This window comes from Streptomyces sp. NPDC001401 (assembly GCF_042895385.1).
Classification (GTDB): Bacteria; Actinomycetota; Actinomycetes; order Streptomycetales; family Streptomycetaceae; genus Streptomyces.
The window spans coordinates 1314789-1337232 of sequence record NZ_JBIAWI010000001.1; the positions used below are offsets into that span (position 1 = coordinate 1314789).

At 69.8% G+C, this 22444-nt stretch carries 16 protein-coding genes and 1 pseudogene; 7 read left to right on the forward strand and 10 right to left on the reverse strand.

The window, feature by feature from the left end; genetic code table 11:
- Window positions 1-35: 35 nt before the first annotated feature.
- The 6 genes and pseudogenes from ACFY10_RS06055 to iolC all read right to left on the reverse strand — a co-directional run bounded on the left by ACFY10_RS06055 (window position 36) and on the right by iolC (window position 7317).
- Window positions 36-1430 (reverse strand): APC family permease, encoded by a 1395-nt coding sequence (locus ACFY10_RS06055; protein WP_390663822.1) that lies wholly within the window; start codon window positions 1428-1430, stop codon window positions 36-38.
- 226 nt (window positions 1431-1656) lie between these two features.
- A complete protein-coding gene (gene mmsA, locus ACFY10_RS06060) occupies window positions 1657-3159 on the reverse strand; it encodes a CoA-acylating methylmalonate-semialdehyde dehydrogenase (protein ID WP_390663823.1) in 1503 nt (500 codons plus the stop codon).
- A gap of 14 nt (window positions 3160-3173) precedes the next feature.
- Window positions 3174-5057: a 3D-(3,5/4)-trihydroxycyclohexane-1,2-dione acylhydrolase (decyclizing) gene (gene iolD / locus ACFY10_RS06065; RefSeq protein WP_390663824.1), complete on the reverse strand. Its 1884-nt coding sequence runs from the start codon at window positions 5055-5057 to the stop codon at window positions 3174-3176.
- A gap of 49 nt (window positions 5058-5106) precedes the next feature.
- Window positions 5107-5349 (reverse strand): annotated as a pseudogene (locus ACFY10_RS06070) (5-deoxy-glucuronate isomerase); the annotation flags it as partial.
- 49 nt (window positions 5350-5398) lie between these two features.
- A complete protein-coding gene (locus ACFY10_RS06075) occupies window positions 5399-6310 on the reverse strand; it encodes a deoxyribose-phosphate aldolase (protein WP_390664142.1) in 912 nt (303 codons plus the stop codon).
- Window positions 6311-6366: 56 nt separating this feature from the next.
- The gene (iolC, locus tag ACFY10_RS06080; protein ID WP_390663825.1) at window positions 6367-7317 is read right to left on the reverse strand and encodes a 5-dehydro-2-deoxygluconokinase; all 951 of its coding nucleotides are present in this window, start codon (window positions 7315-7317) and stop codon (window positions 6367-6369) included.
- Between the two features lie 124 nt (window positions 7318-7441).
- Here iolC and ACFY10_RS06085 point away from each other — a divergent pair, with 124 nt between their 5' ends.
- From ACFY10_RS06085 to ACFY10_RS06095, 3 genes are all read left to right on the forward strand, one after another.
- On the forward strand, window positions 7442-8359 hold the full coding sequence (locus ACFY10_RS06085; RefSeq protein ID WP_390663826.1) for a sugar phosphate isomerase/epimerase family protein: 918 nt from the start codon (window positions 7442-7444) through the stop codon (window positions 8357-8359).
- 288 nt (window positions 8360-8647) lie between these two features.
- The gene (locus ACFY10_RS06090; RefSeq protein WP_390663827.1) at window positions 8648-9496 is read left to right on the forward strand and encodes a helix-turn-helix domain-containing protein; all 849 of its coding nucleotides are present in this window, start codon (window positions 8648-8650) and stop codon (window positions 9494-9496) included.
- A gap of 359 nt (window positions 9497-9855) precedes the next feature.
- Complete coding sequence (locus ACFY10_RS06095) at window positions 9856-10080, forward strand: helix-turn-helix transcriptional regulator (protein ID WP_390663828.1); 225 nt, start codon at window positions 9856-9858, stop codon at window positions 10078-10080.
- A gap of 140 nt (window positions 10081-10220) precedes the next feature.
- Here the strand turns inward: ACFY10_RS06095 and ACFY10_RS06100 are convergent, their stop codons facing one another.
- Window positions 10221-11264 carry a zinc-dependent alcohol dehydrogenase family protein gene (locus tag ACFY10_RS06100; protein ID WP_390663829.1) on the reverse strand — a complete coding sequence of 348 codons (1044 nt, stop codon included), beginning with the start codon at window positions 11262-11264 and terminating at the stop codon, window positions 10221-10223.
- Complete coding sequence (locus ACFY10_RS06105) at window positions 11233-13497, reverse strand: MMPL family transporter (RefSeq protein WP_390663830.1); 2265 nt, start codon at window positions 13495-13497, stop codon at window positions 11233-11235. Before ACFY10_RS06105 ends, ACFY10_RS06100 begins: the two co-directional genes overlap by 32 nt.
- A gap of 131 nt (window positions 13498-13628) precedes the next feature.
- Here ACFY10_RS06105 and ACFY10_RS06110 point away from each other — a divergent pair, with 131 nt between their 5' ends.
- The 3 genes from ACFY10_RS06110 (at window position 13629) to ACFY10_RS06120 (ending at window position 16925) form a co-directional block, all read left to right on the forward strand.
- Window positions 13629-14300 (forward strand): TetR/AcrR family transcriptional regulator, encoded by a 672-nt coding sequence (locus ACFY10_RS06110; RefSeq protein ID WP_390663831.1) that lies wholly within the window; start codon window positions 13629-13631, stop codon window positions 14298-14300.
- Between the two features lie 106 nt (window positions 14301-14406).
- Complete coding sequence (locus ACFY10_RS06115) at window positions 14407-14646, forward strand: heavy-metal-associated domain-containing protein (protein WP_390663832.1); 240 nt, start codon at window positions 14407-14409, stop codon at window positions 14644-14646.
- 20 nt (window positions 14647-14666) lie between these two features.
- The gene (locus tag ACFY10_RS06120; protein WP_390663833.1) at window positions 14667-16925 is read left to right on the forward strand and encodes a heavy metal translocating P-type ATPase; all 2259 of its coding nucleotides are present in this window, start codon (window positions 14667-14669) and stop codon (window positions 16923-16925) included.
- Between the two features lie 579 nt (window positions 16926-17504).
- On the opposite strand, the gene ACFY10_RS06125 is transcribed toward ACFY10_RS06120, so the two are convergent.
- Complete coding sequence (locus ACFY10_RS06125) at window positions 17505-18794, reverse strand: citrate synthase (protein ID WP_390663834.1); 1290 nt, start codon at window positions 18792-18794, stop codon at window positions 17505-17507.
- 251 nt (window positions 18795-19045) lie between these two features.
- Window positions 19046-21274 carry an ATP-dependent RecD-like DNA helicase gene (locus ACFY10_RS06130; RefSeq protein WP_390663835.1) on the reverse strand — a complete coding sequence of 743 codons (2229 nt, stop codon included), beginning with the start codon at window positions 21272-21274 and terminating at the stop codon, window positions 19046-19048.
- Between the two features lie 141 nt (window positions 21275-21415).
- Between ACFY10_RS06130 and ACFY10_RS06135 the strand changes: the two genes are divergently transcribed.
- The gene (locus ACFY10_RS06135; RefSeq protein ID WP_390663836.1) at window positions 21416-22417 is read left to right on the forward strand and encodes a LacI family DNA-binding transcriptional regulator; all 1002 of its coding nucleotides are present in this window, start codon (window positions 21416-21418) and stop codon (window positions 22415-22417) included.
- Window positions 22418-22444 lie beyond the last annotated feature (27 nt).

Consider the following 22444-nt stretch of genomic DNA (forward strand, 5'->3'; position numbering starts at 1 on the left):
GTTCGTTGTGGCTTGTCGCGCCGTTCCCCGCGCCCCTAGGCACGCTCGTCTTCCGGGAGGGAGATCAGCCACCGGGTGTCCCTGCGCGGGCGCAGGTAGAAGGCCCAGTACAGGGTGGCTGCGGCGGTGATGCCGCCCGTCCAGAGCAGGTAGGTCGTCTCCTGCTGGCTGAGGATGTATGCCAGGACCGCGATCAGCAGGATCGGCATTGCGGGCCACAGGGGCATCCGCCAGGCGGGGGTGTGCTTGTGGGAGCCGCGGCGGGAGAGGAGGGCGGCCACGGCGACCAGGAGGTACATGCCTGTCACCGAGACGCCCGTTACGCCGTACAGGGTGTCGAGGTTCACGAAGCAGAGCAGGGCGCCGGGGACTCCGACGGCGAGGGTGGCGACCCAGGGGGAGCCGAAGCGGCCGAGCTTGGCGAAGACGTTGTTGACGGGCTCCGGCCAGGCCTTGTCGCGGGCCGAGGCGAACAGGACACGGGAGTTCTGGATGACCATGACGATGCCCGCATTGATGATCGCGAGGGCCACGCAGAGGCTGACGAAGGTGCCGACCGCGGAGTTGGACCAGGCGGTGACCATGGAGCTGATGTCGCCGCCGGTGAGAGTGGAGAGGTCCGAGGCGCCCATCGTGATCGCGACGACCGGGATCAGGATGATGAACGTGGAGATGGCGAGGGTGGCCAGGACCGTGCGGGCGACGTTGCGGCGCGGGTGCTCCAGCTCCTCGGAGAGGTAGACGGCGGTCGAGAAGCCCTGGGTGACGAAGAGGGCGATGGCCAGCCCGGAGACGACCAGCATCGCCGTCACCGTGTCCGTGTGGCCGCCGGAGCCCGCCACCTGCATGGAGACCAGGCTCCCGGCGCCCCGCTCGCTGTGCGCGAAGCCCAGGACCGCCACGACGGCAGCCGCGATGACCTCCAGGACCAGGAAGATGCCGGTGATCCAGGCGTTGGCGCGCAGGTCCAGCAGGCCGGCGAGGGTGGCCAGGAGCATCACTCCGGCGCCCGCGATCGACGGGTCCAGGTGCACGACCGGGGCCAGGTAGTCCGCCGTGCCCATCGCGATCACCGGCGGGACGATCATGACGACCAGGAGCGAGAGGACGAAGACGAGCCAGCCCGCGAGCCGTCCGGCCATCGTCGAGACCATCGCGTACTCGCCGCCCGCGCTGGGGATGAGGGTGCCCAGCTCCGAGTAGCAGAAGGCCACGGCGATACAGAGGAGGGAACCGATGGCGATCGTCAGGGCGGTGGCGGTGCCGAGCGAGCCGAACAGGTCCGGGACGACCACGAAGAGCGTGGAGGCCGGGGTCACGCAGGAGAGGGTCAGCAGTGTTCCGCCCACCACGCCGATCGAGCGCTTGAGCTTCTGCGGGCTGTGCGGGGTGTCGACGACGGTGTCGACAGGGCGGAGCGTGTCGGTCATGCGCGGTTCCGATCGCCAGGAGCAGCAGATTGCGCTGATGGAATCCCAACGAAAACCAGCGCGTCAATAGCTGTTTACCTACGAAATCCGTAGATCGAAAGGGCCTTTGATCACGGATACGGCACACCGTGCGGGAATTCGCCGCCTTTCACTCGTACGGGAACCGTAGTCCCGAGGCGCAAAAAAATGGGGCCGTCCGCAATACGGACGGCCCCTGACGCCTGCGTCAGTGGTTGCGCGGGAAGCCCAGGTCGACGCCGGAGGGGGCGTCCGCCGGGTCGGGCCAGCGCGTGGTGACGACCTTGCCGCGGGTGTAGAAGTGCGTGCCGTCGTTGCCGTAGATGTGGTGGTCGCCGAAGAGCGAGTCCTTCCAGCCGCCGAAGCTGTGGTAGCCGACGGGGACCGGGATCGGGACGTTCACGCCGACCATGCCGGCCTCGATCTCCAGCTGGAAGCGGCGGGCGGCGCCGCCGTCCCGGGTGAAGATCGCGGTGCCGTTGCCGAACGGCGAGGCGTTGATCAGCGCCACGCCCTCTTCGTAGGTGTCGACGCGCAGGACGCACAGCACCGGGCCGAAGATCTCGTCCTGGTACGCCTTCGCGGACGTGGGCACCTTGTCGAGCAGCGAGATGCCGATCCAGTGGCCGTCCTCGAAGCCCTCGACGGTGTAGCCGGTGCCGTCCAGGACCACCTCGGCGCCCTCGGCCGCCGCGCCCTCGACGTAGGAGGCCACCTTGTCGCGGTGGACCTTGGTGATCAGCGGGCCCATCTCGGAGGTGGGGTCGTTGCCCGGGCCGATCTTGATCTTCTCGGCGCGCTCGCGGATCTTCTCCACCAGCTCGTCGCCGATGGCGCCGACCGCGACCACCGCGGAGATGGCCATGCAGCGCTCGCCCGCCGAGCCGTAGGCCGCGGACACCGCCGCATCCGCCGCCGCGTCCAGGTCGGCGTCCGGCAGGACCAGCATGTGGTTCTTGGCGCCGCCCAGGGCCTGCACGCGCTTGTGGTTGGCGGCGGCGGTGGTGTGGATGTAGCGGGCGATCGGGGTCGAGCCGACGAAGGAGACGGCCTTGACGTCCGGGTGCTCCAGGAGGCGGTCGACGGCCACCTTGTCGCCGTGTACGACGTTGAAGACGCCGTCCGGCAGCCCGGCCTCGGCGAGCAGCTCGGCGATCTTGATGGACGCCGACGGGTCCTTCTCCGACGGCTTCAGCACGAAGGTGTTGCCGGTCGCGATGGCGATCGGGAACATCCACATCGGGACCATCGCCGGGAAGTTGAACGGCGTGATGCCCGCGACGACACCCAGCGGCTGCCGGATGGACGAGACGTCCACGCGGCTGGCCACCTCGGTCGACAGCTCGCCCTTCAGCTGCACGGTGATCCCGCAGGCCAGGTCGACGATCTCCAGACCGCGGGCCACCTCGCCCAGCGCGTCGCTGTGCACCTTGCCGTGCTCGGCGGTGATCAGCTCGGCGATCGCGTCCCGGTTCGCCTCGAGCAGCGCCCGGAACCTGAACAGGATCGAGGTCCGCTTGGCGAGCGAAGAGGTGCCCCAGGTCGCGAAGGCGTCCTTCGCGGCGGCGACCGCCGCGTCCACCTCGTCGACCGTGGCGAACGCGACCTTGGTGGTGACCGCGCCGGTCGCAGGGTCGGTGACCGGCCCGTACGTGCCCGACGCGCCTTCGACGGTCTTGCCGCCGATCCAGTGGTTGACGATCTTCGTCATGCCCAGTTGCTCCTTCACAGATGGCGGCGTCGGGTCGAGACGTGCCGTTCGTACAGCTCACGGGCCTTCACCGCCGACGGTCGGGTCGCGGTCTCGGCCACAGGTACATCCCACCAGGCCTGCGCCGGCGGCGGGCCCGACACAGTGTCGGCCGTTTCGGTCTCGACGTAGACACATGTGGGTGTGTCGGCGGCGCGGGCCTCGGCGAGCGCCGCCCGCAGGTCCGCCACGGTCTTCGCGCGCAGCACGCGCATGCCCAGGCTGGCGGCGTTGGCGGCGAGATCCACGGGCAGCGGCGCGCCCGTGTACGTGCCGTCGTCCGACTGGAAGCGGTACGCGGTGCCGAACCGCTCGCCGCCCACCGACTCGGACAGGCCGCCGATGGACGCGTACCCGTGGTTCTGCACCAGCAGGACCTTGATCGCGATGCCCTCCTGGACGGCGGTCACGATCTCCGTCGGCATCATCAGGTACGTGCCGTCGCCGACCAGCGCCCACACGGGCCGGTCCGGGGCGGCCAGCTTCACGCCGATCGCGGCCGGGATCTCGTAGCCCATGCAGGAGTAGCCGTACTCCAGGTGGTACTGGTCCCGCGACCGCGCCCGCCACAGTTTGTGCAGGTCGCCGGGGAGCGAACCGGCCGCGTTGATGATCACGTCCGTCTCGTCGACGATCGCGTCCAGCGCTCCGAGCACCTGCGGCTGCGTCGGCCGTACGTCCGGCTCGTCGGCCTCGTAGCAGGCGTCGACGCGCTGCTCCCAGCGCTCCTTGTCCTCGGTGTACTCGGTGACGTAGGAGGCCGCGACCCGGTACGTGTGCATGTCGAGGGCCTCCGTCAGCTCCTGGAGGCCGCTGCGGGCGTCCGCGATCAGAGGCAGGCCGGCGAGCTTGTGGCCGTCGAAGGGCGCGATGTTGAGGTTGAGGAAGCGCACGCCCTCGCCGGCGAAGAGGGTGCCGGAGGCGGTGGTGAAGTCGGTGTACCTCGTCCCCACGCCGATCACCAGGTCGGCGGTGCGGGCGAGTTCGTCGGCCGTCGCCGTGCCGGTGTGGCCGATGCCGCCGACGTCCTGGGGGTGGTCGTAGCGCAAGGACCCCTTGCCGGCCTGGGTGGAGGCGACCGGTATGCGTGTCACCTGCGCAAACTCGGCGAGGGCCGCCTCGGCGCGGCTGTGGTGGACGCCGCCGCCCGCGACGACCAGCGGCCTGCGCGCGTCCCTGATCACTCTTACGGCCTCGGCGAGTTCGGTCGGGTCGGCGCCCGGACGTCGTACGACCCAGGTGCGCTCGGCGAAGAACTCGTCCGGCCAGTCGTAGGCCTCCGCCTGGACGTCCTGCGGGAGAGCCAGGGTTACGGCGCCGGTCTCCACGGGGTCGGTCAGCACGCGCATGGCGTTCAGGGCCGAAGGGATGAGGGCTTCCGGCCGGGTGATGCGGTCGAAGTACTTCGACACCGGGCGCAGGCTGTCGTTGACCGACACATCGCCGGCGTACGGGACTTCGAGCTGCTGGAGGACCGGGTCGGCGGGGCGGGTGGCGAAGACGTCGCCGGGGAGGAGCAGGACCGGGAGGTGGTTGACCGTGGCGAGGGCGGCGCCCGTGACGAGGTTGGTGGCGCCCGGACCGATGGAGGTCGTCACGGCGTGCGTGGACAGGCGGCCCGACTGCCTGGCATAGCCGACCGCCGCATGCACCATGGCCTGTTCGTTGCGGCCCTGGTGGTACGGCATGGCATCGGCGTACTCGATGAGGGCCTGGCCGATTCCGGCGACGTTGCCATGGCCGAAGATGCCCCAGGTGGCGCCGATCAGCCGCTGACGGACGCCGTCGCGTTCGGTGTACTGGGCCGACAGGAAGCGGACGAGTGCCTGCGCGACCGTGAGCCTCGTCGTCGAGGTCATCGACATCCCTCCTTCATCGATGGACACGGGTACGCGCCGGCTGCCACCGGCGTTCACGCATGGGGACCTCCGGCGCGGGGCCGTAGCGGGCGGGGAGTCGTCGCTCGCACTTCGCTCCTGCCAGGGCGAAGCGGCCTCCCGCGCCGGAGGCGATCTGGACCCGGGCGTCACGGGGCGCGTACACGAGGTCTGAGACCGACGTGAACACGCTTTCCCTGCCCAGGAGTTGGAACTCTTCGTCCGTTATGTGGCCGGCTATCCGCACGGTACATCCGCCCCGCGGCGGAAGCACGGCGCTGGTGCCGCGCTCTGCGTACAGCTCGCCCACGATCATCAGACCCTCACAGCAGTCCTACGGCGGTGTCCACGGCGGCGGCCACGTCGCCGTCCGCCGGGTACAGCAGCGAACGGCCGACCACCAGGCCCCGCACGGTGGGGAGTTGGAGGGCGCCGCGCCACTTCTCGTACGCGCCGTCCTGGTCGTCGCCGACCTCGCCGCCCAGCAGCACGGCGGGAAGGGTGGACGTCTCCATGACCTCGGCCATGTCGTCCGGGTTCTCGGTGACCGGCAGCTTGAGCCAGGTGTAGGCCGAAGTGCCGCCCAGGCCCGAGGCGATGGCGATGGACTTGGTGACGGCCTCGGCGGACAGGTCGTTCTTCAGCCGGCCCTCGTCCGTGCGGCGGCTGATGAACGGCTCCACGAAGACGGGGAGTCTGCGCGCGGCCATGTCGTCGATGGCGCGGGCGGTGGACTCCAGCGTGGTGAGGGAGCCCGGGTCGTCGTAGTCGATCCGCAGAAGCAGCTTGCCGGCGTCGAAGCCGAGGCGCTCGATGTCCTCGGCGCGGTGGCCGGTGAAGCGGTCGTCGAGCTCGAAGCTGGCGCCCTGGAGGCCGCCGCGGTTCATCGAGCCCATGACGACCTTGCCGTCGAGGGCGCCGAGCAGCAGCAGGTCGTCGAGGATGTCGGCGGTGGCGAGGACGCCGTCGACACCGGGGCGGGACAGCGCCAGGCAGAGGCGTTCCAGCAGGTCGGCGCGGTTGGCCATGGCGAACCTGCGGTCGCCGACGCCGAGCGCGCCGCGGGCCGGGTGGTCGGCGGCGACGATCATCAGCCGGCCGGAGTCGTTCAGCAGCGGGCGGCGGGTGCGGCGGGCGGCCGCTTCCGCTATCGCCTCGGGGTGGTGGGCGCGGAGGCGGACCAGTTCGCTGACGTCGACGTGCGGGGGCGTGGCCGCTCTCGGGGTCACGGTCATGCCCAGGCAGCCCGTGTCGCCCGTCTCGTCCACGCCCTTGCGGCGGCGGCGCGTGCTCACAGCACCGCTCCGGCCTTGAGTGCGGTCTCGATCTCGTCGGTGGTCGGCATGGCGGAGGAGCACTCCAGGCGGGAGGCGACGATCGCGCCGGCCGCGTTGGCGTGCCGCATGATCGTCTCCAGGTCCCAGCCCTCCAGCAGGCCGTGGCAGAGGGAGCCGCCGAAGGCGTCTCCGGCGCCGAGGCCGTTTAGGACATTGACCGGGAGGGGCGGGACCTCGGCGGACTCGCCCTTGCTGTTGACGGCGAGGACGCCCTTGGGGCCCTGCTTGACCACGGCGAGTTCGACACCGGCGTCGAGCAACGCCTGGGCGGCGGCCTGCGGTTCGCGCACTCCGGTGGCGACCTCCACCTCGTCGAGGTTGCCGACCGCGACGGTGGTGTGGCGCAGGGCCTCTTGGTAGAACGGGCGGGCGGCTGCCGGGTCCTTCCAGAACATCGGGCGCCAGTCGAGGTCGAAGACCGTGGTGCCGGCTCTGGCCCGGTGGGCGAGCGCCGCCAGCGTCGCCGTACGGCTGGGCTCCTCGCTCAGGCCGGTGCCGGTGACCCAGAAGATACGGGCGTCCCGGATGCCGTCGAGGTCGAGCTCGTGGGCGTCTATCTCCAGGTCGGGGGCCTTGGGCTGCCGGTAGAAGTAGAGCGGGAAGTCGTCCGGCGGGAAGATCTCGCAGAAGGTGACCGGGGTGGGCAGGCCCTGCACCGGGGTGACCCAGCGGTCGTCGACGCCGAAGCCCTGCAGGGCCTCGTGGAGGTACGCGCCGAAGGGGTCGTCGCCGGTGCGTGTGATCACCGCCGTACGGCGTCCGAGGCGGGCGGCGGCGACCGCGACGTTCGTCGCCGAGCCGCCGAGGAACTTGCCGAAGCTCGTCACCTGCGGCAGCGGGACACCGGTCTGGAGCGGATACAGATCCACTCCGATGCGCCCCATGGTGATCAGGTCGTACGCCATCGGCTTCCCTTCGTTACGGCTCTCCCCGCGTTTTTAGCCCCGCACGCGGAACCCTGTCAATGTTTTGTCCAGACATTCGGACGACACCTTGACAGCGCTTACCCGCGCCCGGAAGCTGACCGACATGACGTCGTTGTCACCTCCCTCCTCACTGTCCCGCATCCGGATCGGGTCGGCTCCCGACTCATGGGGTGTGTGGTTCCCCGACGACCCGCAGCAGGTCCCCTGGCAGCGCTTCCTCGACGAGGTCGCGCAGTCCGGCTACGAGTGGATCGAGCTGGGTCCGTACGGGTATCTGCCGACCGATCCGGCCGTCCTCACGGAGGAGACCTCCCGGCGTGGCCTGAAGGTGTCGGCGGGGACCGTGTTCACGGGCCTGCACCACGGCGAGGCGGTCTGGGAGAAGACCTGGGCTCATGTCGCCGACAACGCGGTGCTCGCGCAGGCCATGGGCGCGTCCCATCTGGTGGTCATCCCGTCCTTCTGGCGGGACGACAAGACCGGTGAGGTGCTGGAGCCGGACACGCTGACGGCCGAACAGTGGCGGAATCTGACCTCGCTGACCGAGCGGTTGGGGCGGGAGGTTCGCGAGCGGTACGGGCTGCAGATCGTCGTCCATCCGCATGCCGACACGCATATCGACAGCGAGGAGAACGTCGTCCGGTTCCTGGACGGGACGGACTCCGGTCTGGTGTCGCTGTGCCTGGACACGGGGCACTACGCGTACTGCGGTGGCGACAGCGTCAAGCTGATCGAGACGTACGGGGAGCGGATCGGGTACCTGCATCTCAAGCAGGTGGATCCGGAGATCCTGGCGGACGTGCGGGCCAATCAGGTGCCGTTCGGGCCGGCCGTGGCGCGGGGCGTGATGTGCGAACCCCCTGCGGGGGTGCCCGCGCTCGGGCCCGTTCTGGAGGCGGCTCAGAAGCTGGACGTGGATCTGTTCGCCATCGTCGAGCAGGACATGTATCCCTGCGAGGCGGATCGGCCGTTGCCGATTGCTCGGCGGACTCGGGCGTTTCTGCGGTCCTGTGGGGCGTAGGAACGCCTACGGATGTGCCGGGATCTGTAGCAGTGCGAGTGCCGCTTGTACGTGGCTGGCCGCGCCCACGCGGCGGAGCCGCAAATCGATACAGCCCCGCGCCCCTAGGCATGCTGCAGCTCACGTAGGAGCATGTGTGCCCTCGACTTCAGCGCGGGAGGGCGGATGTCGGTCGAGCTGCGCAGTCGGTCGGGCCAAGGCCCCTGGGGGTCGTGGGAGACCGTGCTTGCGCGGCCGGATCCTCGGTTGCGGCCTGCGGTGATCAGTTATCGGGGGATCCGGCTGGCGTTGGACCGGCCTCGGCGGCGGCTGGAGGCGCCGATCGGGGCCGCGACGCTGTTGCTCGGGTTCGAGCAGCCGGTGAGCGTCACGCGGGCGGGCCGGGCACCGGTGACGCTGGTGTCCGTGTTCGCCGGGCCGACGACCACGCCGGCCGTGGGCGAGCACAGCGGACGTCTGTCGGGCATCGAGGTGCTGATGATGCCGTGGGCCGCGTTCACCCTCTTCGGCACCCCGCTGTACGAACTCATCGACCGCACCATCGCCCCCGACGATCTCCCGCACGCCCTGGGCACGCGCCGAGCGGGCGACTGTCGCAACACCATCCGCGAACTCTCCGCCGCGCTGGCCTCGTTGCCGACCTGGGAGCAGCGGTTCGGGCTGCTCGACGACGTGTTGACGCACTGGTCCCAGGCCGGGACGCCGAGTTCGGTACGGGTCGTGCAGGCCTGGTCGGAGCTGGTGCGGACGTGGGGTGCGGTACCGGTACGGTCGCTCGCCGACGAGGTCGGCTGGAGCGTACGGCAGTTGGAGAACCGGTTCCGGGAGCAGATCGGGCTCGGGCCGAAGGTCGCGGCACGGGTGCTGCGGCTGCAGCGGGCGCGGCGGTTGCTGGCTCAGGGGCGCGGACAGGCGGAGACGGCGGCGATCTGCGGTTTCTACGACCAGGCGCATCTGAGCGGGGAGTTCAGGGCGATGACGGGGTGCACCCCGCGGGAGTTCACCATGGCCCGGGTGATTCCGCCGGTGTCGCAGCCGGGTGCGCCTGCGGCCGACCGGATGACCGGCGAGGCGACGAGTCTCTTGCTCACATCCACGCGAAGTGCGGTTTTTTCCAAGACCGGCAGGGTCCGCTGAATGCACGCTGATCGTCCGGCCGGTGATCCCTGGGGGGAGGTCTCCGACGGCACCGCCACGGGGAACCGGGGGAGCCGGTGGGCCGGGCCCGGCGCAGCGGGTCCGGCCCACCTCGCCGATGTCAACGCGCCACACTTCTGAGCCCACCGGTGCCTTGCGGCACTTGTGTCACAAACACCTCCGTCCTGTCACACGTGTCGCATGTACGCGAGCCGTGCGTCACACCCGGCCCACAGACCCTGCCTCCGTTCACGCTCCGTCGTTGACCAGGCACAGATCTGTGATCGCCAGCGCAGCGCCCGGCTCCCCCGACGGCCGCCCCCGGCCGCCCCCGCGGTGCGCGCGGGGAGGTGCTACCCATGACCGACCGAAGGCTCTGGTCGTACAAGGAGATCGCGGCGCACATCAAGGTGCAGCCGGACACCGTGCGGTCCTACCGCAAGCACGGGCTGCTGCCGCCGCCCGACCACGTCGAGGGCGGCAAGCCCTTCTGGTACGCGGACACGGTCCGGGCCTGGGTCGCCTCCAGGCCCGGAAACCGCGGCCGCAGAGACGACGAGCCCCGTGACCACCCGACCTCGTGACTTCCCGGCCTCGTGGCCTCGTGAGCACCCGGCCTCTCGGCCTCGCGGCCTCCTGACCTCCTGACCTCCTCGAAAAGGACCGGACCTGTGCCCCACCTGCCCCGTGGGGCACAGTCGTCTGCCCCGCGAGTGGGCCGCCCTCAGCTACACGGCTCGATGACCGTCACGCCCGCTCCCGGCGCCGTCCCCATCGCCGCCAGGGCGTCGGGGGTCGCGTCCAGGGTGATCGTGGATGTGACCAGCAGGTCGGGGCGCAGGACGCCCGCTCCGACCAGCTCCAGCATCGGCGGGTAGGTGTGCGCCGCCATGCCGTGGCTGCCGAGGAGTTCGAGCTCCAGGGCGATCGCTCGGGCCATCGGGACGGGGGTCGTACCGGTGGGAGACGGGAGCAGGCCCACCTGGACGTGGCGGCCGCGGCGGCGCAGGCCGTTCACGGAAGCGGCGCAGGTGGCGGGTGAGCCCAGGGCGTCGAGGGACAACTGGGCGCCGCCGCCTGTCAGTTCACGGATCTCCGCGGCCGTGTCCGGCGTCGTCGATCCGTCCACGCACTCCGCCGCACCGAACTTCCGCGCCAGGTCCAGGGCCCCGGGCGATACGTCCACCGCGATCACCCGCGCCCCCGACGCCGCCGCGATCATCACCGCGGACAGGCCCACGCCCCCGCAGCCGTGCACCGCGACCCACTCCCCCGCCGCCACCCGGCCCTGCTGTACGACCGCACGGAACGCCGTGGCGAACCGGCAGCCCAGCGCTGCCGCTGTGGCGAACGACAGCTCCTGAGGTACGGCCACGAGGTTCACGTCGGCGTGGTTCAGTGCCACATACTGCGCGAACGAGCCCCAGTGCGTGAAGCCGGGCTGGGTCTGGCGCTCGCACACCTGCTGGTCCCCCGCGGCGCATGCTCCGCAGGTACCGCAGGCGCAGACGAAGGGGACGGTGACTCTGTCGCCGGGGTGCCAGTTGCTCACGCCGGCGCCGACTGCCTCCACTACGCCGGCGAGTTCATGTCCGGGTACGTGCGGGAGCGTGATGTCCGGGTCGTGGCCCTGCCAGCCGTGCCAGTCGCTTCGGCAGAGGCCGGTGGCCTCGACCCGTACGACCACTCCGTGGTCGGCGGGGCGGGGGTCGGGTACGTCGCGTACGTTGGCCGGCTCACCGTATTGCTCGAATACCACCGCTCTCATGTGCGCTCCCATCGCCGTCGCGGTCTGCGGGTACATCGTGGCTGGTCGCGCCGTTCCCCGCGCCCCTATTGGGGCGCTCCTCGGCCCCTTCGCTCAAGCCGAACCGTTCGTGGAACCTCCGCAGCGGCCCCGGCGCCCACCAAGTCGCCCTGCCCGTCAGCCTCATCACCGCCGGAACCAGCAGGCTCCGGACGATCATCGCGTCCATCAGCACTGCCAGGGCGATGCCCAGACCGAGCATCTTGGTGTTGGTCACCCGGGACGTCCCGATGGCGACCATCACCACCGCCAGGATCACCGCCGCTGCCGTGATCAGGCCGCCCGTGCGCTGCAGGCCGTGGCGGACCGCCTCGTTGTGGTCGCCCGTTCTGTCGTACTCCTCCTTGATGCGGGAGAGCAGGAAGACGCCGTAGTCCATGGAGAGGCCGAAGGCCACGCAGAACATCAGGACCGGCAGGGTGGTCTCTATGGAGCCGGGGCTGGTGAAGCCGAGGAGGCCGGAGAGGTGGCCGTCCTGGAAGACCCAGACCACCGCGCCGAACATGGCGGTCAGGCTGAGCGCGTTGAGCACCACTGCCTGGATCGGTATCAGCACGCTGCCGGTCAGCAGGAAGACCAGGAGCAGGGTGACGATCGCGATGAAGGCGGCCGCCCAGGGCAGGCGCTCGGCTATGGCGTGCTTGGAGTCGACCAGGACCGCCGCCGTGCCGGTCACCTTGGTGTCGAAGGGGGCGTCCATGGTGCGCAGTTCGCCCACCAGGCGCTGGGCCGCGTCGTCCACGGCCTCCCCCTTCGGCAGCACCGTGAAGTACGCCGACTGCCCCTTGACCAGCGGGCCGTCGACCCTCAGCACGCCGGGCAGGGCGGCTGTCCGGTCCTTGTACGCGGTGTACTGCGCGGGGGTCGCCTTCCCCTCGGCGAGCACCTCCAGGCCGCCGCCGGGGCTGCCCGGGAAGCCGTCGCGGATGTGCTGCTGGACCACGTGGGACTCTGCGGTCGAGGGGAGTTGGCGGTCGTCCGCGGTGCCGAACTTCACGCCCAGGAAGGGCAGTCCGAGGACGATCAGGACAACAGTGGTCGCCACGGCGAAGAGCGGGGCCCGGCGCATCACGAGGGTCGCCATGCGCGCCCACGCCGTGCCCTCCTCGCCGGACGTCTTCGCCGGCTGCCCGCGCCGGAACAGGCGCCGCAGATCCAGGGCGTTGACCCGGTGCCCGAGCAGGATCAGGGCCGCCGGGAGCAGGATCAGCGCGGCCGCGGCGGCCAGCAGGACCACCGCTATACCGGCGTATGCGAAGGACCGCAGGAAGTACTGCGGGAAGAGCAGCATCGCCGCAAGGGAGACCGCGACCGTGAGGGACGAGAAGAGGACCGTGCGGCCCGCTGTGCGCAGGGTGGTGCCCACCGCCGTCAATGGTTCGGCGCCGGTGGACAGTTCCTCACGGAAGCGGCGGACGATGAACAGCGCGTAGTCGATGGCCAGGCCCAGGCCCAGGGCCGTGGTGAGGTTCATCGCGAAGACGGACACGTCCGTGAACTCGGTCAGTCCGCGCAGCACCGCGTTCGTGCCGAGGATCGCGACGATGCCGATGCCCAGCGGCAGCAGGGCGGCGATCGCCGACCCGAAGACCATCACCAGCAGCACGAGTGTCACCGGCAGGGCGATCATCTCGGCGCGGGTCAGGTCCTCCTTGATGATCGTCTGCATCTCGTGCCGCACGGCGACGATGCCGCCGACCTTGACCTTCACCGGTCCGTGTGTGCCGCGGTAGTGGGGCGCGATGCGGTCCAGGGTGTCGCCCATCGCCTTCTCGTCACCCGTGATGTGCGCGGCGATCAGCGCCTCGTGGCCGTCCTTCGCCCGGAGGGCCGGCGACTTCGACTGCCAGTAGGAGCCGACACCTATGACGCCCTTCTCACCGGCCAGGCGCGCGGTGAGGCGCCGGGCCTCGGCGGCGACGGAGGGGCCGTCCACCGAGGAGTGGCCCGAGTCGACGAGCAGCAGCAGGTTGGGCTGGGAGTCCGGGAACTCGCGCTCCAGGGCCTTGGTCGCGTACGTCGACTGGGCGTCCGGGTCCTCCCAGCCGCCGCTGCCCAGGCGGTCGGCGACCCCGCTGCCGGCCAGCACGGCGAGCGCGGTGATGACCAGGGCCACCAGCAGCGAGAGCCGCGGCCGGGCGGTCACGAAGCGGGTCCAGCCCCCCGGGCGCGGTGGCTTGTTGACTTCGGTCATCGTGCGGTGTCCCCTTCACCGTGGAAACCATAGACTGGCAAACACGAGAGAGCGCTCGCGTTTCACCTGGATCCAGAATGCGAGCGACCGCTCGCGTTTGTCAATCGCGTTCGGAGAACTGGGGATAACGCGTGCCCGACAACCCGCAGAAGGAACAGCCGCGCCGCCGCCAGGCCCGCGGCGAGCGCCGCATCGCCCAGCTCCTGGAAGCCGCCGCCGCCGTCTTCTGCACCACCGGCTACACGGCCGCCAGCACCAACGCCATCGCCCGCGAGGCCGGCGTCTCACCGGGCACGCTGTACCAGTTCTTCCCGAACAAGGAAGCGATCGCGATCGAGCTGGGCGACCGGCTGATGCACGAGATGCGGGAGGCGTACGGCGAGGCACTCGCGCCGGTCGACCCGGCGACCCCGCTGGAGGAGGCGGTCGGCGCCGCCGTGGACCGGTTCATCGCCTTCAACTGCGATCACCCGGTGTTCTTCGCACTGATGCACGGCCCCGACATCCCCGGCCGGATCGCCGAGGAGCACGACGCCCTGCACGCGACCCTGGTCTCCCGCATCGAGGCCCTGCTGTTCTCACTGCTGCCGGACGCACCCCCGGCCGACGTCACCCGTACCGCACATGTCTGCCTCGGCATGTACAAGGCGGGTCTGGAGCTGGTCCTCGCCCACGAGGGCGCCGAGCGCGACGCCTACACCCAGGAGATCAAGAACGTACTGATCCGCTATCTCGGGCCCGTGGTCGGCGACCGGCTGGGCGCCCCGGAGGGTGCCGACGCCACCACGACGCGAACCGTCTGACTGCCGCGCCCCTCCTTGGATGGGTACCCCCTAGGGGTATACTGTGAGGAGTGGAGGGCCTCCCGTGGGCCCCCGCAGCCCCACACGCCTCGACGAGGAGAACGACATGACCGCCCAGACCGACACCCCGGGTACCGTCACCGCCGTCTACAAGGTCAGCGGGATGAGCTGCGGACACTGCGAGGGTTCCGTCTCCGGTGAGATCCTGGAGCTCCCCGGTGTCAGCTCGGTGACGGCCGTCGCCGCGTCCGGTGAGGTCACCGTCGTCTCCGCCGCCCCGCTCGACGAGGCCGCCGTGCGCGCCGCGGTAGACGAGGCGGGCTTCGAACTCGTCGGCCAGGCCTGACCGAAGCCGGGGAGCCCGAGATGAGCAGCACCACCACAGAGACACCGGCACCGATACGCACGGCGGCGGACGCCTCCGAGGTCGAGCTGCTCATCGGCGGGATGACCTGCGCCTCCTGCGCGGCCCGCGTCGAGAAGAAGCTCAACCGCATGGACGGCGTCATCGCCACGGTGAACTTCGCGACGGAGAAGGCGAAGGTGAGCTACCCCGCGGGCATCCAGGTCGCCGACCTGATCGCCACCGTGGTGAAGACGGGGTACACGGCCGAGGAGCCGGCCCCGCCGCAGCCGGAGCCCGCCGAGCGGGAGACTCCAGAAGATCCCGAACTGGCTTCCTACCGCGGGCGGTTCACCGTCTCCGCCCTGCTCGCACTCCCCGTCGTACTGCTGTCGATGATCCCGGCCCTGCAGTTCGACAACTGGCAGTGGCTGGCGCTCACGCTCGCCGCGCCCGTGGTCGTCTGGGGCGGGCTGCCCTTCCACAAGGCGGCCTGGACGAACGCCCGGCACGGCGCGGCCACCATGGACACGCTGGTCTCGGTGGGCACGCTGGCCGCGTTCGGCTGGTCGCTGTGGGCGCTGTTCTTCGGCGATGCGGGCATGCCTGGCATGCACGACGAGTTCAGGTTCACCGTCTCGCGCATGGACGGGGCCTCCACGATCTACCTCGAGGTCGCCGCCGGCGTCGTCGCCTTCATCCTGCTCGGCCGCTATCTGGAGGCCCGCTCCAAGCGGCGTGCGGGCGCGGCGCTCAGGGCGCTGATGGAGCTGGGCGCCAAGGACGTGTCCGTACTGCGCGACGGCCGTGAGACCCGTATCCCCGTGTCCCGACTGGCCGTCGGGGACCGTTTCGTCGTACGGCCCGGGGAGAAGATCGCGACCGACGGCACCGTCGTCGAGGGCGCGTCCGCCGTGGACGCCTCGATGCTGACCGGCGAGTCGGTGCCGGTGGACGTGGGCGTGGGCGACGCCGTCACCGGGGCCACGGTCAACGCCGGCGGGCGACTGGTCGTTGAGGCCGCCCGGGTCGGCGCCGACACACAGCTCGCGCGGATGGCGAAGCTGGTGGAGGACGCCCAGAACGGCAAGGCCGAGGTGCAGCGGCTCGCCGACCGGATCTCGGCGGTCTTCGTGCCCGTCGTCATCATGATCGCGCTCGGTACGTTCGGGGTGTGGCTCGGCATCACCGGTGACACCGTGGCCGCGTTCACCGCGGCCGTCGCGGTCCTGATCATCGCCTGCCCGTGCGCGCTGGGCCTGGCCACACCGACCGCGCTGATGGTCGGCACGGGGCGCGGCGCCCAGCTCGGCATCCTCATCAAGGGCCCCGAGGTCCTGGAGTCCACGCGCCGCGTCGACACCGTCGTACTCGACAAGACCGGAACGGTCACCACCGGCCGCATGACCTTCCACGAGGTGTACGTCGCCGCCGGCGCCGACGAGGAGGAGGTGCTGCGGCTCGCGGGCGCCGTCGAACACGCCTCCGAGCATCCCGTGGCCCGGGCGGTCGCCGTGGGCGCCGAGCAGCGGGCCGGGCGGCTTCCGGGGGTCGAGGGGTTCGAGAACGTGCCCGGGCGAGGCGTACGCGGGCGCGTGGAGGGCCATGACGTGGCCGTGGGGCGGCTGGCCGAGTACACCGCGGAGCTGCCGCAGGAGCTGGCCCGTGCGAAGGACGCGGCCGAGAAGGACGGACGTACGGCCGTCGTGGTCGGCTGGGACGGCGTGGCACGCGGTGTCATCGCCGTCGCCGACGCGGTAAAGGAGACCAGCGCCCAGGCGGTGCGCGAGCTGCGCGCGCTGGGGCTCACGCCGGTGCTGCTGACCGGGGACAACCAGGCCGTCGCTCAGGCGGTGGCGCGCGAGGTCGGGATCGAGCAGGTGATCGCGGAGGTCCTGCCCGAGGACAAGGTGGAGGCCGTGCGGCGACTGCAGGCCGAGGGGCGGACGGTCGCCATGGTCGGCGACGGCGTCAACGACGCGGCCGCGCTGGCCACCGCCGATCTGGGGCTGGCGATGGGGACCGGTACGGACGCGGCGATCGAGGCGGGCGATCTGACGCTCGTGCGCGGGGATCTGCGGGTGGCGGCGGACGCGATCCGGCTGTCCCGCAGGACGCTGTCCACTATCAAGGGCAACCTGGTGTGGGCCTTCGGGTACAACGTGGCCGCGCTGCCGCTGGCCGCCGCCGGGCTGCTGAATCCGATGATCGCCGGGGCCGCGATGGCCTTCTCGTCGGTGTTCGTGGTCACGAACAGCCTTCGGCTGCGGACATTCCGCTGAAACCGCAGCGAGGTTACCGGCGGTTAGTCGAAGTCGAGGTGAGAGCACCTCTGGAGTCCGGCGCCAGCCTCACATAAGCTCTTCACAAGGCTCGCGCATCATCCTTACGCTTGGACCCCGATCGCTATATTGGGGCTCTTGCGTATCTAACGGACATATGCAAGAGACGCAGATCACAGTGATGTGAACGTAACCATCGAAGGGGTTCGAAGGTCTAAGTTGACGATGTCAGGCAGCGTCTTGGGGGGCGTTTCCTGGCATCTGAGGATGTCTTGGGGGACTTCCTCAGAGTTGCGTTGCCGGGGCCACGTACACCGGGGAGCTTTGAGCGGCCCTCCCGAGCGTGCGTTGTCCCGGCAGACCGCAGAACCATGAGAACGGCGAGTTTTGCTCATTCTGCTCAACCCTCGCCGCACTCGACAGCTCAACAGCGATTCAGGCGCTGGCTTCACAGACGCCCGGCCGGATCCCGTGGGGGGAATCCGCACCGGGACATGGGAAGGCGCCCTGTACGTCGGCCCGTGGGGGGACCGGCGGCAGGGCGCCTTCTTCTTTGCTCAGGTGTCTTTGCCCGAGGCGTCAGCGTGCCTCGACCGGAACGAAGTCGCGCTCGACCACGCCCGTGTAGATCTGGCGCGGACGGCCGATACGCGAGCCCGGCTCCTTGATCATCTCGTGCCACTGGGCGATCCAGCCCGGGAGGCGGCCGAGGGCGAACAGGACCGTGAACATCTCGGTCGGGAAGCCCATGGCGCGGTAGATCAGGCCGGTGTAGAAGTCCACGTTCGGGTAGAGGTTGCGCGAGACGAAGTACTCGTCCGAGAGCGCGTGCTCCTCCAGCTTCAGCGCGATGTCCAGCAGCTCGTCGGACTTGCCGAGGGCCGAGAGGACGTCGTGCGCCGCCGCCTTGATGATCTTCGCGCGCGGGTCGAAGGACTTGTACACCCGGTGGCCGAAGCCCATCAGGCGGACGCCGTCCTCCTTGTTCTTCACCTTGCGGATGAAGGAGTCGACGTCGCCGCCGTTGGCCTGGATGCCCTCGAGCATCTCGAGGACGGACTGGTTGGCGCCGCCGTGCAGCGGGCCCCACAGGGCGGAAATCCCGGCCGAGATCGACGCGAACATGTTCGCCTGGGACGAGCCGACCAGACGGACCGTGGACGTCGAACAGTTCTGCTCGTGGTCCGCGTGCAGGATCAGCAGCTTGTCGAGGGCGGAGACGACGACCGGGTCGAGGTCGTACTCCTGGGCGGGGACCGAGAAGGTCATGCGCAGGAAGTTCTCGACGTAACCGAGGTCGTTGCGCGGGTAGACGAACGGGTGGCCGATCGACTTCTTGTAGGCGTAGGCCGCGATCGTCGGAAGCTTGGCGAGAAGGCGGATCGTCGAGAGGTTGCGCTGCGTCTCGTCGAACGGGTTGTGGCTGTCCTGGTAGAAGCTGGACAGCGCCGAGACGACCGACGACAGCATGGCCATCGGGTGGGCGTCGCGAGGGAAGCCCTTGTAGAAGTTCTTGACGTCCTCGTGCAGCAGGGTGTGCTGCGTGATGTCGTTCTTGAACACGGAGAGCTCGTCGACGGTCGGCAGCTCGCCGTTGATCAGCAGGTAGGCGACCTCCAGGAAGGTGGAGCGCTCCGCCAGCTGCTCGATCGGGTAGCCGCGGTACCGGAGGATGCCTTCCTCGCCGTCGAGGTAGGTGATCGCGGATTTATAGGCGGCGGTGTTCCCGTAACCGCTGTCCAGCGTCACCAGTCCGGTCTGGGCGCGGAGCTTCCCGATGTCGAAGCCCTTGTCGCCGACGGTGCTGTTGATCACCGGGTAGGTGTACTCGCCGTCGCCGTACCGCAGTACTACAGAGTTGTCGCTCACGTCTTCCCTCACCGACGTAGTGCCTCATCTTCGAGGTTGCCCTGACTGTCTCTACCTTCCCCCAATTGGCTCAGGAGAGTGCACTCGGGGTCGACCATCGGGCCTATTGGCGGCACTGAGTGCCGCCAACTTGCTCATCCTGCCCCCTTGATTCCCCATCCGGAAGTGGTCTGTGACCTTCGCGACTCATTTGATCGATCATTTTTCGTGATGCCTGTCTCAAAGAGGCCGCACGGAGGTCTGAAGCGCTCTCACAGAGGTCTCGGGGAGAGCCGGAAGTCGAGTGCCGTGCAGCGTCGTCCGGCCGACACCGTGCGCACCGCCTGGCCGATCGCCTTGCGTGAACCGACGAGCACGACCAGCTTCTTGGCGCGGGTCACCGCCGTGTACAGCAGGTTCCGCTGGAGCATCATCCAGGCTCCGGTGGTGACCGGGATCACCACGGCGGGATATTCACTCCCCTGGGAGCGGTGAATGGTGACCGCGTATGCGTGGGCCAACTCGTCCAGTTCGTCGAATTCGTACGGAACCTCCTCGTCCTCGTCGGTCAGCACCGTCAGGCGCTGGTCGACCGGGTCGAGCGAGGTGACCACGCCGACGGTGCCGTTGAAGACACCGTTCTTGCCCTTCTCGTAATTGTTGCGAATCTGGGTGACCTTGTCGCCGACCCGGAAGACCCGGCCGCCGAACCGCTTCTCGGGCAGGTCGGGGCGGCCGGGTGTGATGGCCTGCTGGAGCAGGCCGTTGAGGTTTCCCGCGCCCGCGGGTCCTCGGTGCATGGGCGCGAGGACCTGGACGTCCCGGCGCGGGTCGAGCCCGAACTTGGCCGGAATTCGACGGGCCGCCACATCCACCGTGAGCCGGCCCGCCTCCTCCGTGTCGTCCTCGACGAAGAGGAAGAAGTCCTTCATGCCGTCGGTGACCGGGTGCTGACCGGAGTTGATCCGGTGCGCGTTCGTCACGACCCCCGACTGCTGGGCCTGGCGGAACACGCGCGTGAGGCGCACCGCAGGGATCGGGCCGCCCTCGGCGAGCAGATCGCGGAGCACTTCGCCGGCGCCGACGCTGGGCAGTTGGTCGACGTCCCCGACGAAGAGGAGGTGGGCGCCCGGCGGGACCGCTTTCACCAGCTTGTTGGCCAGCAGCAGGTCCAGCATGGAGGCCTCGTCGACGACCACCAGGTCGGCATCGAGCGGGCGGTCCTTGTCGTACGCCGCGTCGCCGCCGGGCTTCAGCTCCAGCAGGCGGTGGACGGTGGAGGCCTCGGCTCCGGTGAGCTCGGCCAGTCGTTTGGCGGCGCGGCCCGTGGGGGCCGCCAGGACCACCCTCGCCTTCTTGGCGCGGGCCAGCTCCACGATCGAGCGGACCGTGAAGGACTTGCCGCAGCCGGGGCCGCCGGTCAGCACGGCGACCTTCTTGGTCAGCGCCAGCTTGACGGCGGCCTCCTGCTCGGGCGCGAGCTCGGCGCCCGTACGGTCCTTCAGCCAGGCCAGCGCCTTGTCCCAGGCCACGTCGTGGAAGCCGGGCATCCGGTCCTCGTCGGTGCGCAGCAGGCGCAACAGCTGGGCGGAGAGGGAGAGTTCGGCGCGGTGGAAGGGGACCAGGTACACGGCCGTCACCGGGTCCCCGCCGTCCGGGCCGGGCACCTTCTCCCGTACGACACCGGGGTCCTCGCCGTCCTCGGGCGGCTGGGCGAGCTCGGCGAGGCACTCGATGACCAGGCCGGTGTCGACCTGCAGCAGCTTCACCGCATCGGCGATCAACTGCTCCTCGGGGAGGTAGCAGTTGCCCTGGTCGGTGGCCTGCGACAGCGCGTACTGCAGGCCTGCCTTCACGCGCTCGGGGCTGTCGTGCGGGATGCCCACGGACTGGGCGATCTTGTCGGCGGTGAGGAAGCCGATGCCCCAGACGTCGGCCGCGAGGCGGTACGGCTGGTTCTTGACGACGGAGATCGAGGCGTCGCCGTACTTCTTGTAGATGCGCACGGCGATGGAGGTGGACACCTCGACGGTCTGGAGGAAGAGCATGACCTCCTTGATCGCCTTCTGCTCCTCCCAGGCGTCGGCGATCTTCTTGGTGCGCTTGGGGCCGAGACCGGGGACCTCGATGAGGCGCTTGGGCTCCTCCTCGATGATCTGCAGGGTGTCCAGGCCGAAGTGCTGGGTGATGCGGTCGGCGAAGACCGGCCCGATGCCCTTGACGAGGCCCGAGCCGAGGTAGCGGCGGATGCCCTGGACGGTGGCCGGCAGCACCGTCGTGTAGTTCTCGACCGTGAACTGCTTGCCGTACTGGGGGTGGGAGCCCCAACGGCCCTCCATGCGCAGGGACTCACCGACCTGGGCACCGAGCAGCGCGCCGACGACCGTGAGGAGGTCGCCGGCTCCTCTGCCGGTGTCGACCCGGGCGACCGTGTACCCGTTCTCCTCGTTGGCGTACGTGATCCGCTCCAGTACGCCTTCGACCACCGCCTGATTGGACATGATCCGACGCTACAGCGGGGGTCTGACATCACGATCCGGTTTCGGGATGTGGTTGAGGGCTTGATCAACCCACGTGTAATCGATTCCAATCCTCGGTACACGAAGTCGTGTAATCGATTCCACAAGGAGGTGGGAGCGGCGATGGCGAGCATCAAGGACGTCGCTGCCGAGGCGGGTGTCTCCGTCGCCACGGTGTCGCGCGTCCTGAACGACCATCCGTCGGTCAGCGCGGACGCACGCACGCGCGTGCTGGCCGCCGTCGAGGCGCTGGGCTACCGCCCGAACGCCGTCGCCCGTTCCCTGCGCACGGACCAGACCCACACCCTCGGCCTGGTCATCAGCGACGTGATGAACCCCTACTTCACCGAACTGGCCCGCTCCGTCGAGGAGGAGGCCCGCGCGCTCGGCTACAGCGTCATCATCGGCAACGCCGACGAGCGGCCCGACCTGCAGGACCACCACGTACGGAACCTGCTGGACCGCCGTATCGACGGGCTGCTGGTCTCCCCCACCGACGGCGGCTCGCCGCTCATGCTGGACGCCGTGCGTGCGGGGACGCCGATGGTGTTCGTGGACCGGTGGATCCCGGGCGTCGACGTGCCGGTGGTGCGGGCGGACGGACGGGCCGCCGTACGCGATCTCGTCGCGCATCTGCACGGCCTGGGCCACAGGCGGCTCGCCATCATCGCGGGGCCCGCGGCCACCACGACCGGACGGGAGCGGGTGGAGGTCTTCCGGGAGGCGCTCGGCGCGTACGGCCTGGAACTCCCCGAGGCCTACATCGGGCAGGGCGACTTCCAGGCCGAGAGCGGGCGGCGGGTGACCGAGGGCTTCCTCGACCTGCCCGAGCCGCCCGAGGCCGTGTTCGCCACCGACAACCTGATGGCGCTCGGCGCGCTGGACGCCGTACGCGCGCGTGGGATGCATGTCCCCGAGGACATCGCGCTGGCCGCCTTCGACGACATCCCGTGGTTCGTGCACACCGATCCGCCGATCACCGCGATCGCCCAGCCCACGGGCGAGCTGGGCCGGGCCGCCGTACGGGCCCTGGTCGACCGCATCGAGGGGCGGCCCGCGCGGTCCGTCACCCTCGCCGCCCGTCTCGTCGTACGCCGCTCGTGCGGCGAGTCACCGGCTTCGTGAGAGCCCGTGAGAGCCATCAGAGCCGTC